The organism is Pseudoalteromonas phenolica, from assembly GCF_001444405.1.
In the GTDB taxonomy this organism is placed as follows: Bacteria; Pseudomonadota; Gammaproteobacteria; order Enterobacterales; family Alteromonadaceae; genus Pseudoalteromonas; species Pseudoalteromonas phenolica.
Genome location: NZ_CP013187.1, coordinates 2618896 through 2642143 on the forward strand (window position 1 = coordinate 2618896; position 23248 = coordinate 2642143).

Below are 23248 nucleotides of genomic sequence, written 5' to 3' on the forward strand. Positions count from 1 at the left end.
ACCAAACTCAAAATTGCAAAGAAGCGTTGGACTGGTGAATGACCTTTCTGGTCACAGCTTAAATTGAAAAACGAAAAGCTAAGACCAACTTAAAACTTAATTGCGCCACTGTACCTAAAAGCTAATTTGAAGAAAAGACTTGAAGCAAAAACTGAACTAAAGACAGCGATTTAGAGTGACGCATAACGCTTGCCTAACCGGCGCGAAATAGCAGGCTAAAATTAGCGACGAAGGAGCGCAAGCCTGCTGTTTTGCGTCCTTTGGTTTAGGCACTTGTTATACGCCGACATTGGTATCAACACCATTTCTCTTAATCGTGACTAAGAAGTCAAAAAGTGATTTATTATCAAAAGCTTTTGCTGCAAAGTCTAATTTAAATGACTTACCTTCACGAGTAAAAAATACTAACCTTGAAGCTACTTGTTCACTTACTGCATTGTGCCCAGAGGATAATTTTTCTACAGCGCTAGCGTTTGCACCAATATATATTTTTTGAATAGAATTGATGGGGACTTCTTTATCAAGAGTTTTCCATCCTGATATTCCTTTTACTAACAGGATTTCACCTCTAATGGCTAGTCGATATGATGAAAGTGATTTAGTTATCCAGTTTAGGTAAAGGTATAAACAGGTGACAAGAACTACCACACCAAAAAGCAAACCTACTTCTCCCGCTAGTTCTTGGTCTATATCTATAAATTCGGTGAGTAACCGCTTAATAATAAATATGAAAAGCATACCATAGAATACAGTAGCTCCTAAGGCTAAAGGCAACCAACCAATAAATGATTTTAGGATTTCTTTTTTGTTATTAACTCTGACTTCCATGATTACTCTTAGTGCGTATAACGCCTTAATAAACGGCGGAAAATAGCAGGCTAAACTAAGCGAAGAATGAGCGCAAGCCTGCTGTTTTGCGTCCACTGTTTAATTAACTTGTTATATTGCTGAACGATTCGGTATTTTATGACCCTTACTTTCTAGTAATTTTAACAGGCCTTCAATATTAATACTGTCAGAATCAATTGGTAGATTACCAAACGAAAACTCTAATATATAACCTCTACTTGTCCTATTTGCATCACCACTGCAAAAGGAAATGCATAAAAGTGATTTTAATGGATAAGTATCTGCAGGAAGAAACAAGTGAGTTTTACACAAGTAATCTGCTGTATAGTTAATTTTCATACTCAAATAATATGTGGTTAGCCCCGTACCCAGCAACATTAATACGATAGTAACTGACCAGTATGGAACTTCTCCAACTAAAATAAATTGATGAATAGGTAATGGGATAAAAACAGAGGCAATTAACCATATTAAGTAAACATTAAATTTACTTGGATATATTGTGTTAGGTTTTATATTTCTGCGCTTAAACGTTTCTCGACTGCCTAAGTAAGTGATAAAAGAAGCGATTAAAACATTTAATATTATTGGATACTGCACCTAAGCTCCATTGCAATATAACGCCTCGCTTAACCGGCGCAAAATAGCAGGCTAAAATTAGCGACGAAGGAGCGCAAGCCTGCTGTTTTGCGTCCTTTATGGTTAAAGCGTTTGTTAGTGGTATTATGTCCCAAGATCTAAATCTGCTTTTGTTATTTCTTTACCGCAGTACCAAAGTGGTAAACCACTATCAATTTGTTTTATCGCCCCTTTTAAGACAGGAGCGCTACCCACCTTTGCATGAGCCAACTTATTTTTAATATGGCGATTTAACTGACCAGATATAGATCTTAATTTTTTCCAATCAACTACATCGGTTGGGTACATGCATTTCGCTTTTGCACCTGCTTCATTCCAGTGGCTTAAAGTAGAATTGAAAATACGATTGTTTTCAACCCGACCATGTTCTAACTGTATAACTCCAGCGCCTTCCAAACTTGTTCGGAATTTACCGATATTTGGGTTTAGTTTAATACTCTTAAACACAGGCTCATTAGTCACACTCGGTGACCAAAAGCGTAATAGGAAAGATGAGTTTTTTCTTTCATTAGCTAAATCCACTAAGTCTTTAGCGGTCACTATTTGTCTAATATCGTGATCTATGCGTGAATAAGCTTCAAAGATTTTAAAATCAGTTTCGGTTAGCAACCAATCTACTAAATCTATGAAATCATCATCGGATGCAAAGAAATCAACCTGAGCCATGAAATACCACTAACGCCTTAATAAACGGCGAAAAATAGTAGGCTAAAATAAGCGACGAAGGAGCGCAAGCCTACTGTTTTGCGTCCTCTGTTTAATTAACTTGTTAGTATTCATTTGTTCAACTGGTTCAATGATTTTGTAAAACAATGATGTAGCTGAGAGCTGATATTATTATTTTTATCTACGTAATCGTTGATCATGTCAAAGAAGTCCAATGTATCTTCTATATCGAATGGTCTTACATAAGTTTTGGTGATAGCCCTATGCTCAATTTCATTAAGCCACTTCACACGATTAAGAATTTCACTCTGTGGCAGAGTCTTATCACAAATTATAACCCTTATAGAAACTGTCAAGGAGTGAGCCAACCAACGGTAAAAGTCACACCTTTGTTGCTCATTTAAATTTTCTATTCTGGGAATATATTGGTGAAATTTAATGTCAATCTCCATTGAATACTAACGCTTGCCGTAAACGGCACAAAATAGCAGGCTAAAATTGGCGACGAAGGAGCACAAGCCTGCTGTTTTGTGTCCTTGGTTTAACGGCCTTGTTAGTTACGATACCTTTTGAGCATCTGATTTTATTGTAGAAACAAAACCGCAAAGACAAATTATGCTTACTAAACTTAAACAAATAATAGATAACTGATTTAGTTGTAAGTTACCAAAAATAAATAAGTCGCTTACTAGAAGTGCTGTACTTGACATGAAGCCAGCTAAAAAACCTGATTTGTGCTTTTTAAGATTCACCTTATCTCCTTACTGGATGAATTCCATTAGTAACTAACGCCGTTGTAACCGGCAAAAAATTGTTGGCTAAATGTGAAGCGAAGCGTAACAGCCAACAGTTTTTTGTCCGCGTTGACGACTTTGTTATGCGTTGACACACTGCTTTCAAAGCGCTCGCGCCTGCACTAGCTAGCTAAACTTTTATTTATAAAAACACTCACCAAACTCAAAATTGCAAAGAAGCGTTCGACTGGTGAATGACCTTTCTGGTCACAGCTTAAATTGAAAAATGAAAGGCCAAGACCAACTTAGAACTTAATTACGCCACTGTACCTAAAAGCTGATTTGAAGAAAAGACTTGAAGTAAAAACTGCATTAAAGACAGCGATTTAAAGAGACGCATAACGCCCCGGTAAGCGGCGCATAAATAGTAGGCTAAAATTAGCGAGGCACGAGCGCAAGCCTACTGTTTTGCGTCCGCCCTTGACCGGCTTGTTAGGCATTTGACCACTCGTACCATGGCACATGCCAACCGTGAACCTCTCTTACTTTAAATTTTTTAGAACACTCACAGCAAGTTACGGCAAAATGATGCTCATAAAGCTCTTTCATTACCTGTGAGGTAACAATTTCAACGAAGCTTAGCTCTGCCTCTTTCTCTGGGTTAAACATGTTTTGCCCAGAATACAAATAACAGCGGCATGAGCCTTGGCAGCGTTGCTCAATATATTTTAATGAAAGCTTTGTGTCTTCGGCATTGCTTCTTATAGCACCACCCATTTCCACTTTTGCTAGTATTTCAGAAAACACTGGAATATATGCTTTGAGTTCAGACAACTTATCCAAGTCATTACAGCGAAGAATTTCCCAGGTAGCCTCCCAAATTTTGTGAGGATCTCTAGACTCGAATTTTTCAACTATGCAGGAAGTTTCCATAAGATGCCTAACGCCCTAATAACGGGCAAATAATGCTTGGCTAAAATAGTGAACGTAGTGAACAAAAGCCAAGCTGTTATTTGTCCCTGTTTATTTGCTTGTTATATACCGCTTGCACCCCAATCACCGAGGATTTCATCAAAACCATCAGCGATATCGGAAGCATTTAGATTTAAACACGAAAAGCCATAGTTTAAAGCAGATAACTCAGAGTTTAAATTGATTAATTTGCTACCGTCTGCATCAATTACCATTCCGTTTTTTGCACCATAACCTTTGATGAGAGCATCAAAAACAACGGTATTACCATCTATAAATAAGGTAAATGGCGATTCGATTTCCAAATTGTAATTTTTACGCAAGATATCAATTTTCAAATGCATAACTCTAAAGGTATATAACAGCTTTTTCAAAGGAAAAATGCCTGATTTTATCTGAACAAAATCGGGAATCTTTCCTGTTAATTTTGTTAACATTACATTGCTAATCTATAAGAATCAACAATTTGCAGACTCCACTCGAAATAGTCAGGCATTGTAAATATCGAAAATCAGGAATAGTAAAAAATTTGAATTTTTATCAAAAGCTCCATATTACTGAAGCTATTAGCTGTAAAGACTCTACGTAAAGCTCTAGCCTTATCTACACGAGTTAATATTTGTCTAGGGTTTGGGCAGTAAAAGCTATCTGCACTTATTATTCTTCCTTCCAAGATAATTTAAAAGCTAAACTAAACCGTTCTTTCTTGGGTAAAAATTAAACCAAACACCTAGTGTTTGAGACAATTCAACGAATAGGCTATGTAAGTTTTTAAGGGTTTATTTCCAATGATGTTTGAAGCTAAAAGTGACTTATTTAAGAGGTTTTATCTGAATTGGCATCATGTCAGAAACAGAAGTTGTAGGCCATAAGCGCTGAATTAGTATTTTACTTTAAGTGCAACCTTCAGGCTTTTATTCAAACACTGATTTAAACCTTTTTTGAGCAACTTGCGTCTCAGAGAGCATAACTATAAAAAATTGTATTTTTTTATAGCAAGATCAATTTGATATACAATACCATGCGCTAAATTTTGACATTAGGGACAATTTTGATGCTCACTCGTTTTTCGTGTTTTTTTGCCATCCTATCCATGGTTACCGCCTCTTTTTCGACATTCGCTTCAGATGTTTTAGAGTGTGTTATTGAAAGATATAGCCAGCCAAATAGTTCGTTTACGGGTTTACCTAACCCTGCTGAACTGGGCAAACATAAATACAAAGTAATGAACTATGGCGAACAACCCTTTTTATTTGCTATCTCAAAACCGGATGTCATTACTCCAAATGTGAACTTGCCGAGCTTTCTTTCCGACTATTCTCGCAACCAAGGATATGAAGACAATGCTTACCACAAATTTAAAAGTAGTAATTTACCTTTGCAGGCTAAAGTTTGGCTTCCGTTAGCAGCCCAACCTCTGCCGTTAGTATTATTAGTCCATGGAAATTCTGCGCCTGGGTTTGATTATCTGGGTGAGTTGCTCGCCAGCCGTGGGCATTTTGTGGTGCAAGTAGATCAAACGTATTTGAATGACTTGTGGGGTGAAAATGGTGCACGCGGTTGGATACTACTTGAACATATCAAACTGCTAAAAAAATGGAATGCTGAGCAAGACCATGCTTTTTATAACAAACTAGATTTAGAGAATATCGCTTTAATAGGTATGTCTAGGGGCGGTGAGGCTGTTGCTTTAGCTGCGTCATTTAATCAATGGAAAACTTTACCAGATAGTACTGAATCAACAGAGTTTGGTTTTAACATTAAGTCCGTTGTCGCATTAGCCCCAATGGACGGGCAATATCAACATGCCGATGGCAGAAACATCCTGAAAAATGTTAACTATTTAGTGTTACAAGGAGGCCATGATGCAGATGTTTATCAGTTTCTTGGTAGCCAACAATGGCATCGCACTCACTTTGATGCTGATAAAGATTTCTTAAAGCAGTCCATTTATATTTATCGTGCTAACCACATAAACTTTAATCAAGACATGTCTGATGATTACCATTGGGGAAGCAGCAAAGATTTTTATTCAAAGCTATTAACCCCCAAACAACAAGAGAAGTTAGCTAAAGTGTATGTTTCTGCTTTCTTAGAAGCTACATTGGCGAACAAAAAAGCGTATCGAAAAATTTTTAGACAACCCGTGGCTAGTGAGTTTGGCCTTCCTGACGATATTTATATCAGTCGCCATATGACATCTGACTTCAAAACTATAGAAGATTTTGAGGGAGGCGCTGAAAAAGAAAGCTTCGTTAAAGTCTTACCTGGTAAAAAAATAGAAGATGTGAAAATCAGCATAAACTCAGAGCGTTTAAGAAACGGCACTAAAACCTCTAATAAGGTATTGAAGGTTCAACTTAAGAAACAAGTTGAAACACGGTTGAGCATTAAGTTCACAGGTGCTGAGTTGTCTCAGCAAAATCGCAAAGAAAAACCCTACCTAAGTTTCTCACTGGCTAGAGCTGATTCAGGAGAAAACGAAGAATGTGGATCATACAATTTGTTATCTGATACCAAGGTAGAGCTACTTAATAAGTCTGATGTAATATTTAAAAAAAGCTTGGCCGCATCTGGCAGTGTCTCGCCTTTATTAATTTCTGACTTCTCTGAATTGGAAAAAGGTGGTGTGAGATATGCGCCAACGGAGCCAGTTTTGCAAACCTTCACACTCCCTATTGAATTGAATAAGCCAATCAGTGCCGAAAGCGAATTAGAGCTTGTCTTTATTTTTGCACCGACTAGAGATGTAACTATCATCTTGGATGATATTGGAATAACGAGTGCGATATAGCTAATCAGCTTTATTTTAAACAAGCGAGTCATTAACGCATTAAGAAAGCAAGTTTACCTTTAGGAAAGGTATAGAATCGTTTTTAACGGCAGCGATTACAGCAAAACTTCCATTAGTCTCTAACACGTTTTATCCAAAATAGTGTTAGAGCGACTCACCACTATTTTCTCTCTTGGAAGCTCAATTAAATAGTAAATAAGGACGTTGGTTTGATTTAAAATGAATACAAACAGCTTCGATTAGCTAAGGAGAGAAAAGTGTATTATTTTTTGGGAGTATAAATCTGAAAACTTTTAAGGATTGGGTGGTAGTCTTACCAGCCACATCCCGGCACACAAGTCATTCGCTGTGGCTGCTTCCTTCCGGACCTGACCAGGTTCACGAACTATTGTTGCGAGAGGACCAATAAGACCACCATAGTGGGCCTTGTTAGGCGCGGGAAGGATTATCTCTATTATGTGCTTTAGATTCAAGGAAAAACTGAATTAATTAAACCGATTGCCTAATGCTTAAACAATCGGTTTAAAATATGGCGAGATTAATTAGCTAAAGACTTCTTCACAGCTTCAAGCTTAGTCTTAACACGTTTCATGTTAGCAGGACCCATACGTAAAAACTGCTTTTGCGCATCCGATAACTTTTCCCACTCAGGATATGCATAGCTATAAGTCACTGAATCTTTAATCAGTGGCAAGCTTGTTTCAGGAATTGGTGTATCTAAAAGCTCTGTGATCGCTTCATTTAAAGTGTAATTAAAATCTTCGCCCTCATAGCCAATTTCTTCATAGGCTTCAAAAATAAGCGGTTGAAACTTTCTGTACACACGGACGATTTGCGCATTACTCATCTGCGTTAGCATATCGACATAAGGTGTGTAACGCTCAAAACTATTAGGATCTGTAATGATGATGTCTGACTCTAGCGCCATAAATTTATCAACCGGAGCACTCACAGGTGCATGCTTTTTCGCAAGCTTGCCTTGCGCTAAATTATCTACGAATACCACGGTTCTGCGTACCATATCCTCAGTCATTAACAAACCTAAAGATTGCTCAGTGAGATATTCACCTAAGCTCTGTTGCACTTCAGCATCACTCTCATCCAAAGATGGAAGCTGAGGCTCAGCAGGTTTTGCTTCAACGATACGCTCTTCAACAGGCTCAGGGGTCGGTTCTGGCTGCGGTTCAGGCTCATATGTTTCTACAACCTCTGGTTCTGGCTCAGGCTCCGGTTGACTTTGTGCTGTATTGATAGGTTTTGCAGGTTCTACAGCTGGCACGACGACATCTTGCTTAAACTTTTCATTTTCGACAGGCTGTTCAGATTTGCTTGAAAGAATAAAAACAGCAACGACGATTAACGCCATAACAACAACGGCTGCAAATAGCAGCTGGGTTTGGGAAGGCTTTGTAGAAGGTTGTTCTGACATGTTTGCTCCGTTTAATGGCTGAACACAATATTCCGTTGAATATTCTATAATTAGTTATAAAGTAAAGATATATCACTGAGTAATTGTTGCAAGTGATATACGGTAACTGATGGCATTCGCAGCAAAAAGTTCATAATAATTAAGGGCGAATATGGAAAAAAAACCTCAAAATACTCAACGCTCAAAAATGGCGCTGTTACTCACAGGTGGTGGCGCAAGAGCCGCTTACCAAGTTGGTGTGCTAAAAGCTCTGGCCTTGAGCATGCCTCGCAACGCCAGAATTCCTTTTCAAATTATTAATGGCACCTCTGCGGGCGCAATTAACTCTGCCGCTATGGCGTGTTATGCCTCGTGTATGCACTTGGCGGTGCGCAAGATTGAGTGGGTATGGCGTCAATTTCATACACATATGGTTTATAAGAGTTCGTTCACTGGCGCATCGAGTTATATTCTTGGCAATATGATGCGTAGTTTTCAATCTGACTATTTAAATCACCCACCCGCCAGCCTACTGGACAACTCGCCACTTCGAGCATTATTGAATGATGTTTTAGACTTATCTCGTATTGATCGAAATTTACATAGAAAGTATTTAGATGCTGTCTCTGTGACGGTTTCAAGCTATTCAACAGGCAAATCAGTAGCTGTATTTCAAGCAAATAACGCCGAGCCTTGGCAACGAGCAAAACGTGAAGGGGTTGTAGGTCAAATCACCTTGGATTTACTGATGGCTTCAAGCGCAATCCCCATGGTTTTTCCGAGTGTCAGATTGAAACATCATTACTACGGTGATGGCTCGGTTCATCAGCTTTCACCACTTAGCCCATCGATTCATCTTGGCGCTGATAAAATATTTATCATTGGTGTAGAGCAACCAAAACGTCATCGAGAAGTTGGCTATGAGCCACACTTTCCCGGTGTTTCAACTGTCGCAGGTCATTTGCTTGACGGTGTATTTGCTGACACATTACATTCAGATCTAGAACGTTTACAACGCGTTAATAGAACCATTGGTTTGTTGCCCACAAACGCAAAAAACAAGCATAAAGAGCTCAAACAAATATCGACCCTGGTCATTAACCCGACGCAGAACTTTAACGAATTAGCTGCTGAGTGTTATGAAAGTATGCCATTGGCTGTAAGAGCACTTCTTAGAACAATCGGTGTAAAGAAACATTCTGAGTCGAGTTTACCAAGCTATCTTATGTTTGAAAAAGCCTATACAAGGAGACTCATTGAGTTTGGCTATCAAGATGGTCTAAATAGACTTGACGAAATCAGAGATTTTCTTGAGCTGAATTAAATAATAGCTCAATTGACGCTTTAGATAAGTATGCTCAAGTCCTTCATTACGATAGACCTTCTAACAAAAATTGTTCTGCTCGCTCAACTCGCCTTGGTTTTCCTTTAAGTAAAAGAATATCATTGGCTTGCAAAACAACATCGTCATCGGGCGATTCGATTTCTTGCCCATCTCGACGTAGAGCAGTGATCACCACCCTTTGCTTGTTAAGATTTAAATGCCCTATTTGCTTATCTACAGCAAAGGCTGCTTCAGGTAACGCAATGGCATGCAAATACTCTAAACGCTCTAAAGGTTCACTATTTTGCTCTACAGATCCGTCGGTAAAGAAGCCATGAAGAAACTCGTATCGATTTTCACGCTCTTGGCTTACTCTACGCAATATCCTTCGCATCGGCACACCTGACATGTGCAATACATGAGAAATAAGCATTAAGCTTGCTTCAAGTGCTTCAGGCACAACTTCTGCCACCCCCATCTTTTTAAAATCTTCAAGGTGTATGTCATCTGTGGCGCGAACAATAATTGAGACACCCGGCGCGACTCTTTTTATCGCATCTATCACAGGTTGGTTTTGCTCAAAGTCAGACATAGTGACTATCACCAGCTTAGCTTGTTCAACTTTGGCTGATTTTAAAATGGTATTTTGCGCAGCATGCCCGAATAATACTGGTTCTCCCGCATTTTGCGCCTCTTGGACAAGAAGTGGGTTTCGTTCAATTGCAACATAGGGGATAGCTTCTGGCTTTAAAAAGCGTGTTATGGTTTGCCCTACCCGACCATACCCAAGAATTAAAACATGACCATTTAAATTATGACTGCCGAACGTTTTTTGAAATTGTTCGTTACCCTGTTCGCTATCGATATTTAACACGCTCAAAATACGGTCTGTTTGACTGATTAAATAAGGCGTGAGTGCCATCGAGAACACACCCAGCGCGATTAAAAACGACGCGGTCGTCGAAGCCATTAGTTGGTGTGTTGAAGCCAACGCGATGAGCACAAAACCAAACTCCCCCATCTGCCAAAGTAAAATACCTGATGCAATGGCATCTTTTTTACGCTCACCAATTAATTGCGCACAGCCCCAGATAAGTAATAGTTTCAGGACAAATAAAACCACTAACGCAGCGCAAATATGCCAAAACATTTCAATAACAAAGCCGACATTGAGCTGCATACCAACAGTGACAAAAAACAGCCCCATTAATATGTCTCTAAAGGGCCGGATCTCAGCTTCTAATTGATGTCGATACTGACTCTCTCCTAACATCATGCCTGCTAAAAACGCCCCAAGTGCCATAGACAAACCAAATAAGTAAGTCAGACCAGCCGCGCACAAAGCAACCACTAAAGTAGACAGCACAAATAATTCATCGGTTCTGACTTGTGCGACTTCATTAAAAACAAACGGCAACAGCCATTTACCAATGGCCCATAATAAAATACAGACAAAAGCCCCTTTCGCTAAGGCTATCACCAGTGTGCTTGCCAGCATTTGATTGTCAGCCTGTGCAAATAAGGGAATACTAATGAGTAAAGGTACGACAGCGATATCTTGAAATAATAAGATACCAACAGAAAGCTGGCCTCGCCGCTGATTGAGTGCGCCATTTTCTTTTAATATCTTGACCACGACTGCTGTTGAAGAAAGCGCCATAATACTCGCAATAGTAAATGCGCTAAGCCAGCCATAATCAAAGAAACGGACTATGGGGATGGCAACCAAGATGGTTAAAATAACTTGCAGGCCACCGAGCCCAAATACCAAGTTTCGCATTGCCATTAACTTGGGAACGGAAAACTCTAACCCAAGACTGAATAATAAAAACACTATGCCAAGTTCAGCAATAAAGTGCATCTCATCACTCATGCTCATCCAGCCTATACTTGGGCTACTCGCCAGTACCCCAGTTACTAAATAAGCTAATATCGCCGGCAAACCGATTCGTTTGAACAGCCAAACTAAGATCATTGCGGCAAGTAATAAGGCAAAAACTTGACTATAAATGCTCTGCAAATGGCCTCCAGAGAGTCTATTTTGTTGATGTTTATAATTCGACTTAAATTAACTATAGCAAGCGATTGTTTTTCAGCCAGTTTAAAAATTTGGCATAAAAATAGCTTAGTTGAACTTAGTTATGATAATTAGGGGTTCTAACTAATGGAAAACGTCCATATTCTGACGCAAAGGCTCACAACACGTGGCGACTATTTGCCGTTTAATACTGAACAATATTTAAACCAAGAGCCAATGTTTGCTCACCGCTTAGTTGAGAAACTTCAAACAACACTTGATATAGAAGAACTGCTAGCTATTTATGCTGAACATGCCCAGCGAATTATCAAACTATCGGGACTACAATTTCACACTGCATTAGGCGCTTTTCAGTTAAAGGATAGTGACAAGCAGTACACGCCTTTTAGCTTTGACTTAGATCTTAATGGTGAACATCTCGGCAAGCTTGTATATTTTTGTCAGTACCAGTTAAGCCCAGCAATTAAAAACAAACTGCAATCTATACACCAAGTTTTAGTGTATCCGTTACGCAATGCTCTGATGTACCAAAGAGTATTACAACTGGCTACCAAAGATTCATTAACGGGCTTGTATAATCGTAGCCAATTTAATGACAACCTAGTTCAAAAAATAGAAAATGGCCGTCGCCATCAACGTAAGTTCAGTTTAATGCTGCTTGATTTAGATAACTTCAAGCAAGTGAATGACAACTTTGGACATAAAGCCGGTGATGACGTGCTCATTGAGTTTTCAAATATTTTAAAAGCCTCTATCAGAGCAACTGATAGTGTGTATCGATTTGGTGGTGATGAATTTGCAATTTTAGTGGATGATCCTGAATTCGTTACTAACAAACTAATTGCAGAGCGAATTATGACATCTGTAGGGAGTTGTGACCTAATGGCCAAGTATGAAGTAACAACCAGCATAGGATTCACACTCGCTGAAAATCAAGATTGTGAAGACAATATTTTCGCAAGGGCAGATAAAGGCTTATACAAAGCAAAAGCGGCTGGCAGAAACTGCGCACGCGCTATCTAAACAATTCGCCAAAGCAAGCCCCTAACTTGCTTTGGCACTTTCATCCTCTCTATTACTTTGACTTGCTCCACAGCAAATAAGCGAATAAACAACTCGAAGCACCAAAGAAAAAAGCATTGATCAACCACGCTAGAGCAACAAAACTCGGTAACTCAGCAATCACAACTAAAACTAATGGCATTAAAAGCGCGAAAATAAAAAAGCTACCGCCTTTTCCGTGCCAATAGCTCAATAATAGAATCACGGTCACCATACCAAGCACCATCGCTGAGATTAAATTTTCAACGATTAGCTCACTGCTCATTGCTAAGGGAATAAATAGTAGTAAAGTAAACACAATGCCAATGGGGGATTTTTGCGCTAACGACTGACCAATTTTTCTCTGTTGCATATTAGGTTAACTCCCAAGAAATACCGTGACCCTCACTGATATAATCAGCAGATACAAAGTGGCCCACAACCTGTACAAGGTTGTCGTTATAAAACACTAGGGGGATATGATCTCGCTGCCATGTGGGGACTTTCAAATCTTTAAGCCAGTATTTTAACGTATTACTGCGTATTTTCTTATATGGTTTTATTTGTGACTTTAGCAGCCCAAAACGGATAGAAACGCGCTCATGCTCAAAAGGCAGTCTAAGTAATCCGCCAGATTCGCGTTTTAATGTCGTTTTATCATTTAAGACTAGTATTGTGCTGTCGATGTTTTCAACGTTATTTGGAGTGGCGTCCTGCGCATCAAAATACAACTTTTCTCTGTATCGTCTGATCGCCCCTTTCGATAACTGCACCTGCATTTGTGCATCTTCACGACTTTCTAGACTTTGCGTTAAAATCTGTGACATTTGCGCTTTTGAAGGCATGACTACCCCTAAATCGCTTAACCATGCTCTCACAACATTGCTCTGCCTAAGCGCACTAAACTGTTTTAACTCATTGAGTTTTAGTGTGGCAGGCACATCGTTTTTATCTTCACAGAGCAATAAATCCGCTTGGCTTATTTCGTCAATTAAGGCTTGCTGCTGCTGTAACAGCTCGATACTGCGCAGCGTACTTTTTAAAAAACCATTAAAGCGTTTTTTAAGCGGCGGAATAATTTGGTTACGTAAAAAATTGCGGTCGAATTTATCATCTTGATTCGACTCATCTTCAATATGCGATAAAGAAAAAGTGCGAGAAAATGCTTCAATGTCTTCTCGTGAGATGTGCAAAAGTGGCCTAATACATTGCCTACCTGATGATAAACGAACTTCGTCATGCATTGCACTGAGCCCTGTTAGGCCAGAACCGCGCTTGAGTCGTAATAAGAATGTTTCTAACTGATCGTCTGCATGCTGACCTAATAAAATTAGATTGCCCTGCTCTGCTAGTTCATCAAGCGCCTGATAGCGCGCATCTCGTGCAAGTGCCTCAAGGGATTGTCTAGCTTTTGGCTGAACATTAACGCGCTTGGTTTTAAAAGGAATATGCAGAGATAGACAAAGCTGCTCGCAGAATATCTGCCAGTCTTGAGCATTTTCAGATAAACCATGGTTAACATAAATAGCTTCGACTGAAAAAGACTGATTTGCCTCTAGATTATCAAGGAAGGTCTTACACAAGTGTAATAAAACGACAGAGTCGACACCACCCGATAGTGCCACCGTTAGACCTGAGCCCAGATGTAACTTCGGCTCTAATGCTGTTTTAAACTGTTTATATAAAGTGGTTTGTTTCATAACTCTAAAACGCAAAAAAGCCGCATAGAGCGGCTTTTTTCAAAAGCTTGAGTTTAGCAGTAACCAAACGACATTAGTCGCTTGTAACGCTGTTCAAGCATGTCTTCAGTGCTTAATGCTGTTAATTCAGCAAGGTCACGGTTAAGTTGAGCTTTTAAGTTTTTCGCCATCTCATCGTAGTTACGATGTGCACCACCTAGTGGTTCATCAATGATGTTATTGATCAGGTCTAGCTCTTTTACTCGCGTTGCCGATACACCCATCGCTTCTGCAGCAAGTGGCGCTTTTTCAGCACTCTTCCAAAGAATTGATGCACAACCTTCAGGAGAAATTACTGAGTACGTGCTGTACTGAAGCATGTTCACACGGTCACCTACACCAATGGCAAGTGCACCGCCCGAACCACCTTCACCGATAACCGTACAAATTGTTGGCACTTTTAAAGCTGCCATTACTTTTAGGTTACGTGCGATTGCTTCACTTTGACCACGCTCTTCAGCGCCAACACCTGGGTACGCACCCGGCGTGTCAATGAATGTGATGATTGGCATTTTAAAACGCTCAGCCATTTCCATTAAACGAAGGGCTTTACGGTAACCTTCTGGCTTTGGCATACCGAAGTTACGCTTGATCTTTTCTGCTGTGTCACGACCTTTTTGCTGACCGATAACCATAACAGGCTTACCGTCTAAACGTGCAACACCACCTAAAATTGCAGGGTCGTTTGCAAATGTACGGTCACCCGCAAATTCGTCAAACTCAGTAAAAATGCGCTCGATGTAATCACGTGCATATGGGCGTAACGGGTGACGTGCAAGTTGAGAAACCTGCCATGCACCTAATTCAGAGAATACTTTTTTAGTTAGCTCAACGTTCTTTTCTTTTAAACGAGAAATTTCTTCTTCTAAGCTCAGGTCTAAACTGCCTGAACGGCTAACATTTTGTAATTCTTTAATTTTTGCTTCTAATTCAGCAATTGGAAGCTCAAAATCAAGATAATTGAGGCTCATGCTCTACAACCTAATTAATTAAATTCTAATTCTATATCTTGTGCCGCTAACTGAGATAATCGCGTTATAAGATCATCTGTTGGCGTCACACACCATTCTGTACCTAACGTTAGTTCTGCTAACGCATCAGGACGCTGATATTGAACCTTAACTTCGCAAGTACCGAATTTATAAGGTTCTAAGACTTTTCGTAAATTATCGAAGAAGTTCGCGTCAATTTGCACCATATTTAGAGTCATTTTTATTGCTCTGATGCGTTTTTCACGCGCCTGAGCTATGGTACACACGTCTCTGGCTGTCATTGTAATGCCACCAGAGAAGTTATCAAAGCTGACCTGTCCAGATATTACCAAGATTTGGTTAATTTGCAGCAATTCTTGATAAGTTTCGTACTGTTCAGGAAATAAGCGTACATCAATTCGGGCACTTTTGTCATCTAAAGTTATTAAACCCCAACGTTGATTTCGTTTATTAATCAGCGTTCTTGCATTTATCACCAAACCGGCCGCCGTTGCGCTAACATCACGGTTAGTCGGCTGTAAGTCAACCAGTTTACCCGACGTATAGTGTTTTAACTCTTTACGATACTGATTGATTGGGTGACCCGTTAAATATAAGCCTAACGTTTCTTTCTCACCGTTTAACCACTCTTTATCTGGCATAGGAAGAGCAGACTCAAACGCTTGCTCCACTTCATCTGGCTCTGTCGCAAGCAAACCAAACAAGTCACTTTGACCAATCGCTTCTGCTTTGTGATGCTGCTCAGCAGCTTTCATTGCAGCAGGTAGACTAGCGATTAGGATTGAACGACCAGCTTGATTTTGCTCAGGTCCCAGTTTGTCTAAAGCACCTGCATAAATCAGCTTTTCAACCACACGCTTGTTTAAACGCTTTAAATCAACTCGTGCGCAGAAATCGAATAAATCCTTAAACTCACCACCTTGCTCACGTGCTTCAAGAATAGCTTCAACCGGGCCTTCACCTACTCCTTTAATCGCACCGATACCGTAAACAATTTCGCCTTTTAAGTTAACAGTAAACTTATATAAGCCTTCATTGACGTTAGGCGGTAATAAGGCCAACTTCATGTTTTCACATTCATCAACTAGGGTGACAATTTTGTCGGTATTATCCATATCCGCCGACATTACCGCAGCCATGAACTCGGCTGGGTAATGGGTTTTCATCCAAAGCGTTTGATACGAAACCAGTGCATAGGCAGCAGAGTGAGATTTGTTGAAGCCGTAACCTGCGAATTTTTCTACCAAGTCGAAGATCTTCATGGCGAGTTCGCCATCGACCCCGTTATTCACGGCACCATCTTCGAAGGTTGAACGCTGCTTCGCCATTTCTTCAGGCTTTTTCTTACCCATCGCACGGCGAAGCATGTCAGCGCCACCTAGCGTATAACCCGCTAGCACCTGCGCGATCTGCATTACCTGCTCCTGATAGAGGATGATCCCGTAGGTTGGCTCTAGAATAGGTTGTAAACTGTCATGCTGATATTGTGCATCAGGGTATGAAATATCTTCTCGACCATGCTTACGGTCGATAAAGTTATCTACCATGCCTGATTGCAGTGGACCCGGTCGGAATAGGGCTACCAGTGCGATCATATCTTCGAAGCAGTCGGGTTTAAGGCGACGAATTAGGTCTTTCATACCCCGAGATTCAAGCTGGAATACCGCAGTGGTTTCGGCGCGAAGTAATAACTCAATACTCGGTTTGTCATCAAGCGGGATGGCATTAATATCGACAGGCTCTTTACCTTCTCGAGCTAAACGCTCGTTAGTCATATCAAGTGCCCACTGCAAAATTGTCAGTGTTCTTAGACCTAAGAAGTCAAACTTAACCAGACCAGCTGTTTCAACGTCGTTTTTATCAAATTGCGTAACCGGGAACTTACCTTCTTCATCGCAATAAAGCGCAGCGAAGTCAGTAATGGTCGTTGGCGAGATAACAACACCACCGGCATGTTTACCGGCGTTACGTGTACAGCCTTCAAGGATGCGACACATGTCGATAAGCTCTTTTACTTCTTCATCACCATCATAAGCTTCTGGTAAACGGGGCTCGACATCAAAGGCTTTAGCTAGGGTCATACCTGGATCTGGCGGTACTAACTTTGATATACGGTCAACGAAGCCATACGGGTGACCAAGTACACGACCTACGTCACGTATTACTGCTTTTGCAGCCATAGTACCAAAAGTGATGATCTGAGATACCGCGTCCCGCCCATATAACTTAGCTACGTGGTCGATTACCTCGTCTCGTCTATCCATACAGAAGTCGACGTCGAAGTCAGGCATCGAGATACGTTCCGGGTTTAGGAATCGCTCGAATAGTAAGTCAAATTCAAGGGGGTCAAGGTCTGTGATTTTCAGTGCATAAGCCACTAATGAACCGGCACCCGAACCACGCCCTGGCCCTACTGGAATATTGTTATCTTTACTCCACTGGATGAACTCCATTACGATCAAGAAGTAACCTGGGAATCCCATTTGGTTGATAACGTCAAGTTCGATTTTAAGACGTTCATCATACTCAGCGCGCTTTTCTTTACGTTGATCTTCGTCAGGGAATAAGAACTGCAAACGCTCTTCAAGGCCGTCTTCGGATACCTTAACTAAGAAGTCTTCTATTTTTAAATCACCAGTCGGGTAATCTGGTAAGAAGTAGGTTCCAAGCTGAACGGTCACATTACAGCGCTTTGCAATTTCAACACTGTTCTCGAGTGCTTCAGGAATATCACTGAACAATTCAATCATTTGCTCAGGGGTTTTTAAATACTGCTCTTTTGAGAATCGTTTTGGACGACGTTTGTCTTCAAGCGTGTAACCATCGTGAATCGCAACACGAATTTCGTGCGCATCAAAGTCATGCTCATTTAAAAACACCACTTCATTGGTGGCCACAACCGGCAAGTCACGTTGCTCAGCCAGTTTCACCGCCTCATGTAAGTAATCCTCTTCGTCAGCACGACCTGTTCGTATTAATTCGAGGTAAAAATGATCTTTGAAATGTTCTTCATAGAAAGCAACCGTATCTAATACCAATTGATGGTTATGCTTTAGAAGCGCCTTACCCACATCGCCGTCTTTACCACCCGAAAGTAAAATTAAGCCTTCTTTGTGCTCAGCAAGCCACTGCTTATCAACCACAGGACGGTGGAAGACATGGCCTCGCTGATAGGCTCTCGAAATAAGTAAAGTCAGATTTTTGTAGCCATCATTATTTTTGGCAAGTACCACCAAACGGCATGGCTCTTCAGGAAACTCATCACTTTTAAGCCAGATATCCGCCCCGACGATTGGCTTAATACCTGCACCATGCGCCCCGCCATAGAAACGTACAAGGCCACATAAGTTCATTTGATCAGTAATAGCAAAGGCAGGAAGCGCTAACTCTTGTGCTCGCGCAACAATCGGCTTGGTCTTTGCCAGGCCATCAACCATAGAGAAGTCACTGTGAACGCGTAAATGAACAAACTGCGGTGCTGGCATTACTGCTCCTTACTTTGCAAAATTCGCTGTACAGGCTTAAATGACGTGCGGTGGTGTGGCGTTGCACCGTATTGCTCTAATGCCGCAAAATGCGCTTTCGTTGGGTAGCCTTTATGACCTGCAAAGCCATATTCTGGGTATTGTGCATCAAGCTCTAGCATTTCTTGGTCACGTGCAACTTTTGCTAAAATTGACGCTGCACTGATCTCTTCGACTAAACTATCGCCTTTAACCACACTCTGCGCTGCCATGCTTAGTTTTGGTAAGCGGTTGCCATCTACAAATACAAATTCGGGCTGAATAGTCAGACCTTCGACAGCACGAGTCATAGCAAGCATGGTCGCATGTAAAATATTCAGCTCGTCAATTTCAGCCACACTGGCACGAGCAATGTGATAGCAAAGTGCTTTTTCTTTTATTTCTGCAGCGAGTGCATTACGCTTTTTCTCTGAAAGCTTTTTAGAATCAGCAAGGCCTTCAATGGGCTGACTCGGATCTAAAATAACCGCAGCGGTGACAACATCACCTACTAGTGGGCCACGGCCAACTTCGTCTACACCTGCAATATATTTAACATTTGGTCGTTCAATTTGCATTTATAAGCTCCTTAACTGCTAGAGCCGCTTGTTTGCTGGCATCAAGTCGAATGTTGTTGTGAATATTGTAAAATTTATCAATCAATGCTTGGCTACCGCCTTTTAGCATAGGAAAAAGCGCATCGGCTAGCGCATCGCTATTACATTCATCTTGTAAAAATTCAGGCACCAAGGGCGCATCAGCCAATAAATTAGGAAGAGAGAAATACTTAATATTAAAAGTAAAAAAGTTTTTGAAGATCCAATAACTCACAGGCTTAAACTTATACCCGACCACCATAGGCTTTTTATATAGCATGGCTTCAAGTGTCGCAGTACCAGAGGCAAGTAATACAGCGTTTGCCGCGGTCATCGCTTCACTAGATTGACCGTCCAAAAGCTGAACTTTTAGATTTGGTGCGGCTTTTTCTTTTATCTCAGTGAATTGCGCTCTGCGTTTATCGTTTACTAAAGGCACGATAACTTTTAATTCAGGAATACGCTCTTGTAGTTTTTGAGCAGTTTGCAGGTAAGTCTCGCTTAATAAACCAACCTCTGAGCCGCGACTGCCCGGAAGAAGCGCTAAAACGGTATCTTCAGCAGAAAGGTTTAACTTAGCTCTCGCCGCATTGGTATCGGTTTCAAGTGGAATGTCATCGGCTAAGGTGTGGCCGACAAACGTACACGGCACGTCATGTTTGTCATAAAAAGCTTTTTCAAATGGTAATAACGACAAAACCAAGCTAGTTGCCTCTGCAATATTGAAGATACGCTTTTGACGCCAAGCCCACACTGAAGGGCTCACGTATTGCACTGTTTTTATGCCAGCCGCTTTTAACGGTTTTTCTACACGAAGGTTAAAGTCTGGCGCATCAATGCCCACATAAACATCTGGTGGATTATCTATAAAGTGCTGAACGAGCTGTTTTCTGATTTTCAGTAAACGGGGTAATCGACCCAAAACCTCAACTAACCCCATCACTGAGAGCTCTTCCATATCGAATAAACTCTCACAGCCTTCAGCCTGCATTTTTGGGCCTGCAATGCCAATAAAGCGTGCGTTAGGGTAATGCACTTTTAATGCTCTGATTAAGCCTGCACCCAAAATATCGCCGGACAATTCGCCCGCAACAACACCAATCGTGATTGGCTGTGTATCTGTCGTCATGTTCTAATTCTTTTTAAATAAAAACGCCATACACATTGAATTGTATGGCGTTTGTACATGCTTTAAATAAACCGTCGAGGCTAGCGAATAATGCCGCGCTCAGACGTATCTAAGAAGTCAATCATGCTTTGTACAGCTGCAAACTGTTTCGCATCGTCCGCTAATGAAGCAACCGCTTCATCTAACGTTAGGCCCTTTCTATAAAGTGCTTTATACGCTCTACGAACTGCCATAATTTCGTCGCTTTCAAACCCGCGTCGCTTCATGCCTTCGGTGTTCACGGCAGCGGGTTTTGCTGGCATACCTGTAGTAGTAACGAAAGGAGGAACGTCTTTACTCACACCTGAATACATACCAATGAATGCGTGCGCACCAATTTTACAGAACTGATGTACACCCGTATTACCAGCTAAAATAGCCCAGTCACCCACATGGACGTGACCAGCTACACTTGCACCATTTGAAAAAATGACATTATTACCAATCACAGCATCATGAGCAATGTGCGTGTAAGCCATAAATAAGTTGTTACTGCCTATTTTAGTCACGCCCTGATCTTGAATTGTGCCACGGTGTATGGTCGCACATTCTCGAACAATATTATTGTCACCCATGATTAATTGAGTTGGTTCATCCTTGTACTTTTTGTCTTGGCAGGCTTCACCAATTGACGCAAACTGATAAAAGTGATTACCTTTACCGATCGTCGAAGGCCCTTTAACAACTACGTGTGATTCGATGATGGTGTTATCTCCGATAACAACATCATTACCAATGTAACTGTAAGGCCCTACTTTTACGTTTTCGCCAAGTTGGGCGCCTGGTTCAATAACTGCAGTAGGATGAATTAACATTAAAACTCTCTTCTTGCACACATAAGGTCTGCAGTACACACAACCTTACCATCAACTTTTGCTTCTGCTGAAAAGCGCCAGATGTTGCGACGCTCTTTTTCGAATTTAACGTGAATATGCATCTGATCGCCAGGAACTACAGGCTGTTTAAAACGTGCATTATCAATTCCTGCAAATAAGTATAGCTCGTTGTCACCAGTATTTTGCACTGTTTTAAAGCCTAATAAACCAGTAGCTTGTGCCATAGCTTCTAAAATAAGTACACCTGGAAAAATTTTCTGGTCAGGGAAGTGACCCGTAAAAATTGGCTCATTTACGGTAACGTTTTTTACCGCATGCAAGTAATCACCCGGCTGAAAATCCACCACTTTGTCTACCAATAGCATAGGGTAACGGTGTGGCAATAAACGCATGATTTCTTGAACATCAAAACTGTTTAATTCGTTGGCCAAAATAGTATCCTTATTCATCAACTGTTTTTTGAGATGAGCGTGTTTCTAACGATTTAATACGCTCTTTAAAATCAGATAAATTTCTTAAATGCGCCATATTACGACGCCATTCTTTATTGGTTGTGTGCGGCATACCAGAAGAATATGCGCCAGGTTCGGTAATTGACTTAGTCACCATGGTCATTCCTGTCAGCATCACACCGTCACAAATATCGATATGTCCATTGATACCGACAAGACCTGCAATTTGGCAATACTTACCAATCGTTGTACTTCCTGCTACCACTGAGCAGGCAGCCATCGCGCTACCTTGACCAATTTCAACATTATGAGCAATTTGAATTTGATTATCTAAAATCACATCATCGTGGATAATCGTGTCATCCAAAGCGCCTCGGTCGATGGTTGTGCTCGCACCTATTTCAACGCGATCACCAATTAAAACTCGACCTAATTGTGGAATTTTCACCCACTTCCCTGCTTCATTTGCATAACCAAAACCATCACTGCCAATCACTGCACCAGATTGGAATAAGCAATATTCACCAATCTCAATATCATGATAAACACTGACATTAGCCCAAAGCTTTGTACCATGCCCTATTTTGGTGTTTTCACCAATGAAGCATCCAGCACCGATTTGCACATTATCCCCAAGCACAACACCTGATGATATAACAGCATTTGCAGCAATACTGACGTTTTCTCCAAGCTGAGCATTTTTGTCAATGACTGCACTTGGGTGAATACCACGGGCACAAGCCGGGGTCGTATCCATCATTTGTGCAAGTTTTGCGTATGCAATATAAGCGTCTTTAACAACGATCTTATTGCCAGAAAATAGCGCTGCTTCTTTTTCTGAAATAATCACTGCGCCAGCTTTTGTTTCGTCAAGCTGAGAACGGTATTTCTTATTCGCCAAAAAAGCGATATCCGACCCTTTGGCATTTGCCAAAGTTGCTATCTTCTCAATACAATGAGACGCATCCCCGTCAAGGGATGCGCCTAAAAATTCGCTAATTTGAGCGAGGGTATACTGTTTTGTCATTACTTTTTGCTAACTGCTTCAACAACCTTGCTAGAAAGGTCGGTTACTTTATCAGGGTTAAAGTAAATTGTCGTATCTTTTACCTTAACTTCATCAAACTTACCGCTTTTAGCTACAGATTGAATAGTTTCAACGATCAGCTTTTGTACTTTAGCTAACTCTTGATTTTGACGCGCTTTAATTTCTTGCTCTAAAGGACGACCTTTTTCAGCTAATTGCTTTTGCATGCCTTGAATTTTGTCGCGAAGCGCATTCTTTTGGTCATCACTCATTGTAGCACTTTCACGCTGAAACTTTTCCATTTCAAAGCGAACATCACCTTGTAACTTTTCAAGCTCCTGACGGCGCTCAGCAAATTCAGTTTGAAGCTGCTGCTCAATTTTAGCCATTTGAGGAATTTGTTGATAAATAGATTGCATATCAACAATACCTACTTTGTGAGCAAGTGCGCTTGCTGAAGTACCCATCAT

20 protein-coding genes and 1 other RNA gene are annotated in these 23248 nt (G+C 40.8%); 3 read left to right on the forward strand and 18 right to left on the reverse strand.

Annotation, left to right across the window (positions count from 1 at the left end; all coding sequences use genetic code 11):
* Nucleotides 1-276: 276 nt before the first annotated feature.
* The 5 genes from PP2015_RS11565 to PP2015_RS11595 all read right to left on the reverse strand — a co-directional run bounded on the left by PP2015_RS11565 (nucleotide 277) and on the right by PP2015_RS11595 (nucleotide 4297).
* Nucleotides 277-828 carry a hypothetical protein gene (locus PP2015_RS11565; protein WP_058030494.1) on the reverse strand — a complete coding sequence of 184 codons (552 nt, stop codon included), beginning with the start codon at nucleotides 826-828 and terminating at the stop codon, nucleotides 277-279.
* 111 nt (nucleotides 829-939) lie between these two features.
* Nucleotides 940-1449, reverse strand: coding sequence for a hypothetical protein (locus PP2015_RS11570; RefSeq protein ID WP_058030495.1), 510 nt, complete (start codon nucleotides 1447-1449; stop codon nucleotides 940-942).
* Nucleotides 1450-1572: 123 nt separating this feature from the next.
* Nucleotides 1573-2154: a hypothetical protein gene (locus PP2015_RS11575; RefSeq protein ID WP_058030496.1), complete on the reverse strand. Its 582-nt coding sequence runs from the start codon at nucleotides 2152-2154 to the stop codon at nucleotides 1573-1575.
* Nucleotides 2155-3380: 1226 nt separating this feature from the next.
* A complete protein-coding gene (locus tag PP2015_RS11590) occupies nucleotides 3381-3821 on the reverse strand; it encodes a hypothetical protein (protein ID WP_058030499.1) in 441 nt (146 codons plus the stop codon).
* Nucleotides 3822-3922: 101 nt separating this feature from the next.
* Nucleotides 3923-4297 (reverse strand): hypothetical protein, encoded by a 375-nt coding sequence (locus PP2015_RS11595; RefSeq protein ID WP_058030500.1) that lies wholly within the window; start codon nucleotides 4295-4297, stop codon nucleotides 3923-3925.
* Nucleotides 4298-4914: 617 nt separating this feature from the next.
* On the opposite strand from PP2015_RS11595, the gene PP2015_RS22080 reads away from it, so the two are divergent.
* Complete coding sequence (locus PP2015_RS22080; protein WP_227009235.1) at nucleotides 4915-6654, forward strand: alpha/beta hydrolase; 1740 nt, start codon at nucleotides 4915-4917, stop codon at nucleotides 6652-6654.
* A 311-nt stretch (nucleotides 6655-6965) separates the two neighbouring features.
* Here the strand turns inward: PP2015_RS22080 and ffs are convergent.
* Both ffs and PP2015_RS11605 read right to left on the reverse strand, forming a co-directional pair.
* Nucleotides 6966-7062, reverse strand: an RNA gene (ffs, locus tag PP2015_RS21645) — signal recognition particle sRNA small type.
* Between the two features lie 130 nt (nucleotides 7063-7192).
* Complete coding sequence (locus tag PP2015_RS11605) at nucleotides 7193-8083, reverse strand: DUF3014 domain-containing protein (RefSeq protein WP_058030501.1); 891 nt, start codon at nucleotides 8081-8083, stop codon at nucleotides 7193-7195.
* Between the two features lie 151 nt (nucleotides 8084-8234).
* Here PP2015_RS11605 and PP2015_RS11610 point away from each other — a divergent pair, with 151 nt between their 5' ends.
* The gene (locus PP2015_RS11610) at nucleotides 8235-9386 is read left to right on the forward strand and encodes a patatin-like phospholipase family protein (protein WP_058030502.1); all 1152 of its coding nucleotides are present in this window, start codon (nucleotides 8235-8237) and stop codon (nucleotides 9384-9386) included.
* Between the two features lie 46 nt (nucleotides 9387-9432).
* Here the strand turns inward: PP2015_RS11610 and PP2015_RS11615 are convergent, their stop codons facing one another.
* Nucleotides 9433-11406, reverse strand: coding sequence for a monovalent cation:proton antiporter family protein (locus PP2015_RS11615; RefSeq protein WP_058030503.1), 1974 nt, complete (start codon nucleotides 11404-11406; stop codon nucleotides 9433-9435).
* 144 nt (nucleotides 11407-11550) lie between these two features.
* Between PP2015_RS11615 and PP2015_RS11620 the strand changes: the two genes are divergently transcribed.
* A complete protein-coding gene (locus PP2015_RS11620; protein WP_058030504.1) occupies nucleotides 11551-12447 on the forward strand; it encodes a GGDEF domain-containing protein in 897 nt (298 codons plus the stop codon).
* A gap of 52 nt (nucleotides 12448-12499) precedes the next feature.
* Here the strand turns inward: PP2015_RS11620 and PP2015_RS11625 are convergent, their stop codons facing one another.
* The 10 genes from PP2015_RS11625 to PP2015_RS11670 all read right to left on the reverse strand — a co-directional run bounded on the left by PP2015_RS11625 (nucleotide 12500) and on the right by PP2015_RS11670 (nucleotide 23248).
* A complete protein-coding gene (locus PP2015_RS11625; protein ID WP_058030505.1) occupies nucleotides 12500-12838 on the reverse strand; it encodes a hypothetical protein in 339 nt (112 codons plus the stop codon).
* A gap of 1 nt (nucleotide 12839) precedes the next feature.
* A complete protein-coding gene (gene tilS, locus PP2015_RS11630) occupies nucleotides 12840-14165 on the reverse strand; it encodes a tRNA lysidine(34) synthetase TilS (RefSeq protein WP_058030506.1) in 1326 nt (441 codons plus the stop codon).
* Between the two features lie 53 nt (nucleotides 14166-14218).
* Nucleotides 14219-15175 carry an acetyl-CoA carboxylase carboxyl transferase subunit alpha gene (gene accA, locus PP2015_RS11635; RefSeq protein WP_058030507.1) on the reverse strand — a complete coding sequence of 319 codons (957 nt, stop codon included), beginning with the start codon at nucleotides 15173-15175 and terminating at the stop codon, nucleotides 14219-14221.
* 14 nt (nucleotides 15176-15189) lie between these two features.
* Complete coding sequence (dnaE, locus tag PP2015_RS11640; protein ID WP_058030508.1) at nucleotides 15190-18681, reverse strand: DNA polymerase III subunit alpha; 3492 nt, start codon at nucleotides 18679-18681, stop codon at nucleotides 15190-15192.
* On the reverse strand, nucleotides 18681-19277 hold the full coding sequence (gene rnhB / locus PP2015_RS11645; protein ID WP_058030509.1) for a ribonuclease HII: 597 nt from the start codon (nucleotides 19275-19277) through the stop codon (nucleotides 18681-18683). The genes dnaE and rnhB overlap by 1 nt, the downstream gene beginning before the upstream one ends.
* The gene (gene lpxB, locus PP2015_RS11650; RefSeq protein ID WP_058030510.1) at nucleotides 19267-20424 is read right to left on the reverse strand and encodes a lipid-A-disaccharide synthase; all 1158 of its coding nucleotides are present in this window, start codon (nucleotides 20422-20424) and stop codon (nucleotides 19267-19269) included. The genes rnhB and lpxB overlap by 11 nt, the downstream gene beginning before the upstream one ends.
* Nucleotides 20425-20504: 80 nt before the next feature.
* On the reverse strand, nucleotides 20505-21278 hold the full coding sequence (lpxA, locus tag PP2015_RS11655; RefSeq protein WP_058030511.1) for an acyl-ACP--UDP-N-acetylglucosamine O-acyltransferase: 774 nt from the start codon (nucleotides 21276-21278) through the stop codon (nucleotides 20505-20507).
* The gene (gene fabZ / locus PP2015_RS11660; RefSeq protein ID WP_058031624.1) at nucleotides 21278-21730 is read right to left on the reverse strand and encodes a 3-hydroxyacyl-ACP dehydratase FabZ; all 453 of its coding nucleotides are present in this window, start codon (nucleotides 21728-21730) and stop codon (nucleotides 21278-21280) included. The genes lpxA and fabZ overlap by 1 nt, the downstream gene beginning before the upstream one ends.
* Nucleotides 21731-21740: 10 nt before the next feature.
* Entirely contained in the window at nucleotides 21741-22778 is a 1038-nt protein-coding gene (gene lpxD / locus PP2015_RS11665; protein ID WP_058030512.1) for a UDP-3-O-(3-hydroxymyristoyl)glucosamine N-acyltransferase, read from the reverse strand.
* Nucleotides 22778-23248 carry an OmpH/Skp family outer membrane protein gene (locus PP2015_RS11670; RefSeq protein ID WP_128724147.1) on the reverse strand — a complete coding sequence of 157 codons (471 nt, stop codon included), beginning with the start codon at nucleotides 23246-23248 and terminating at the stop codon, nucleotides 22778-22780. Before PP2015_RS11670 ends, lpxD begins: the two co-directional genes overlap by 1 nt.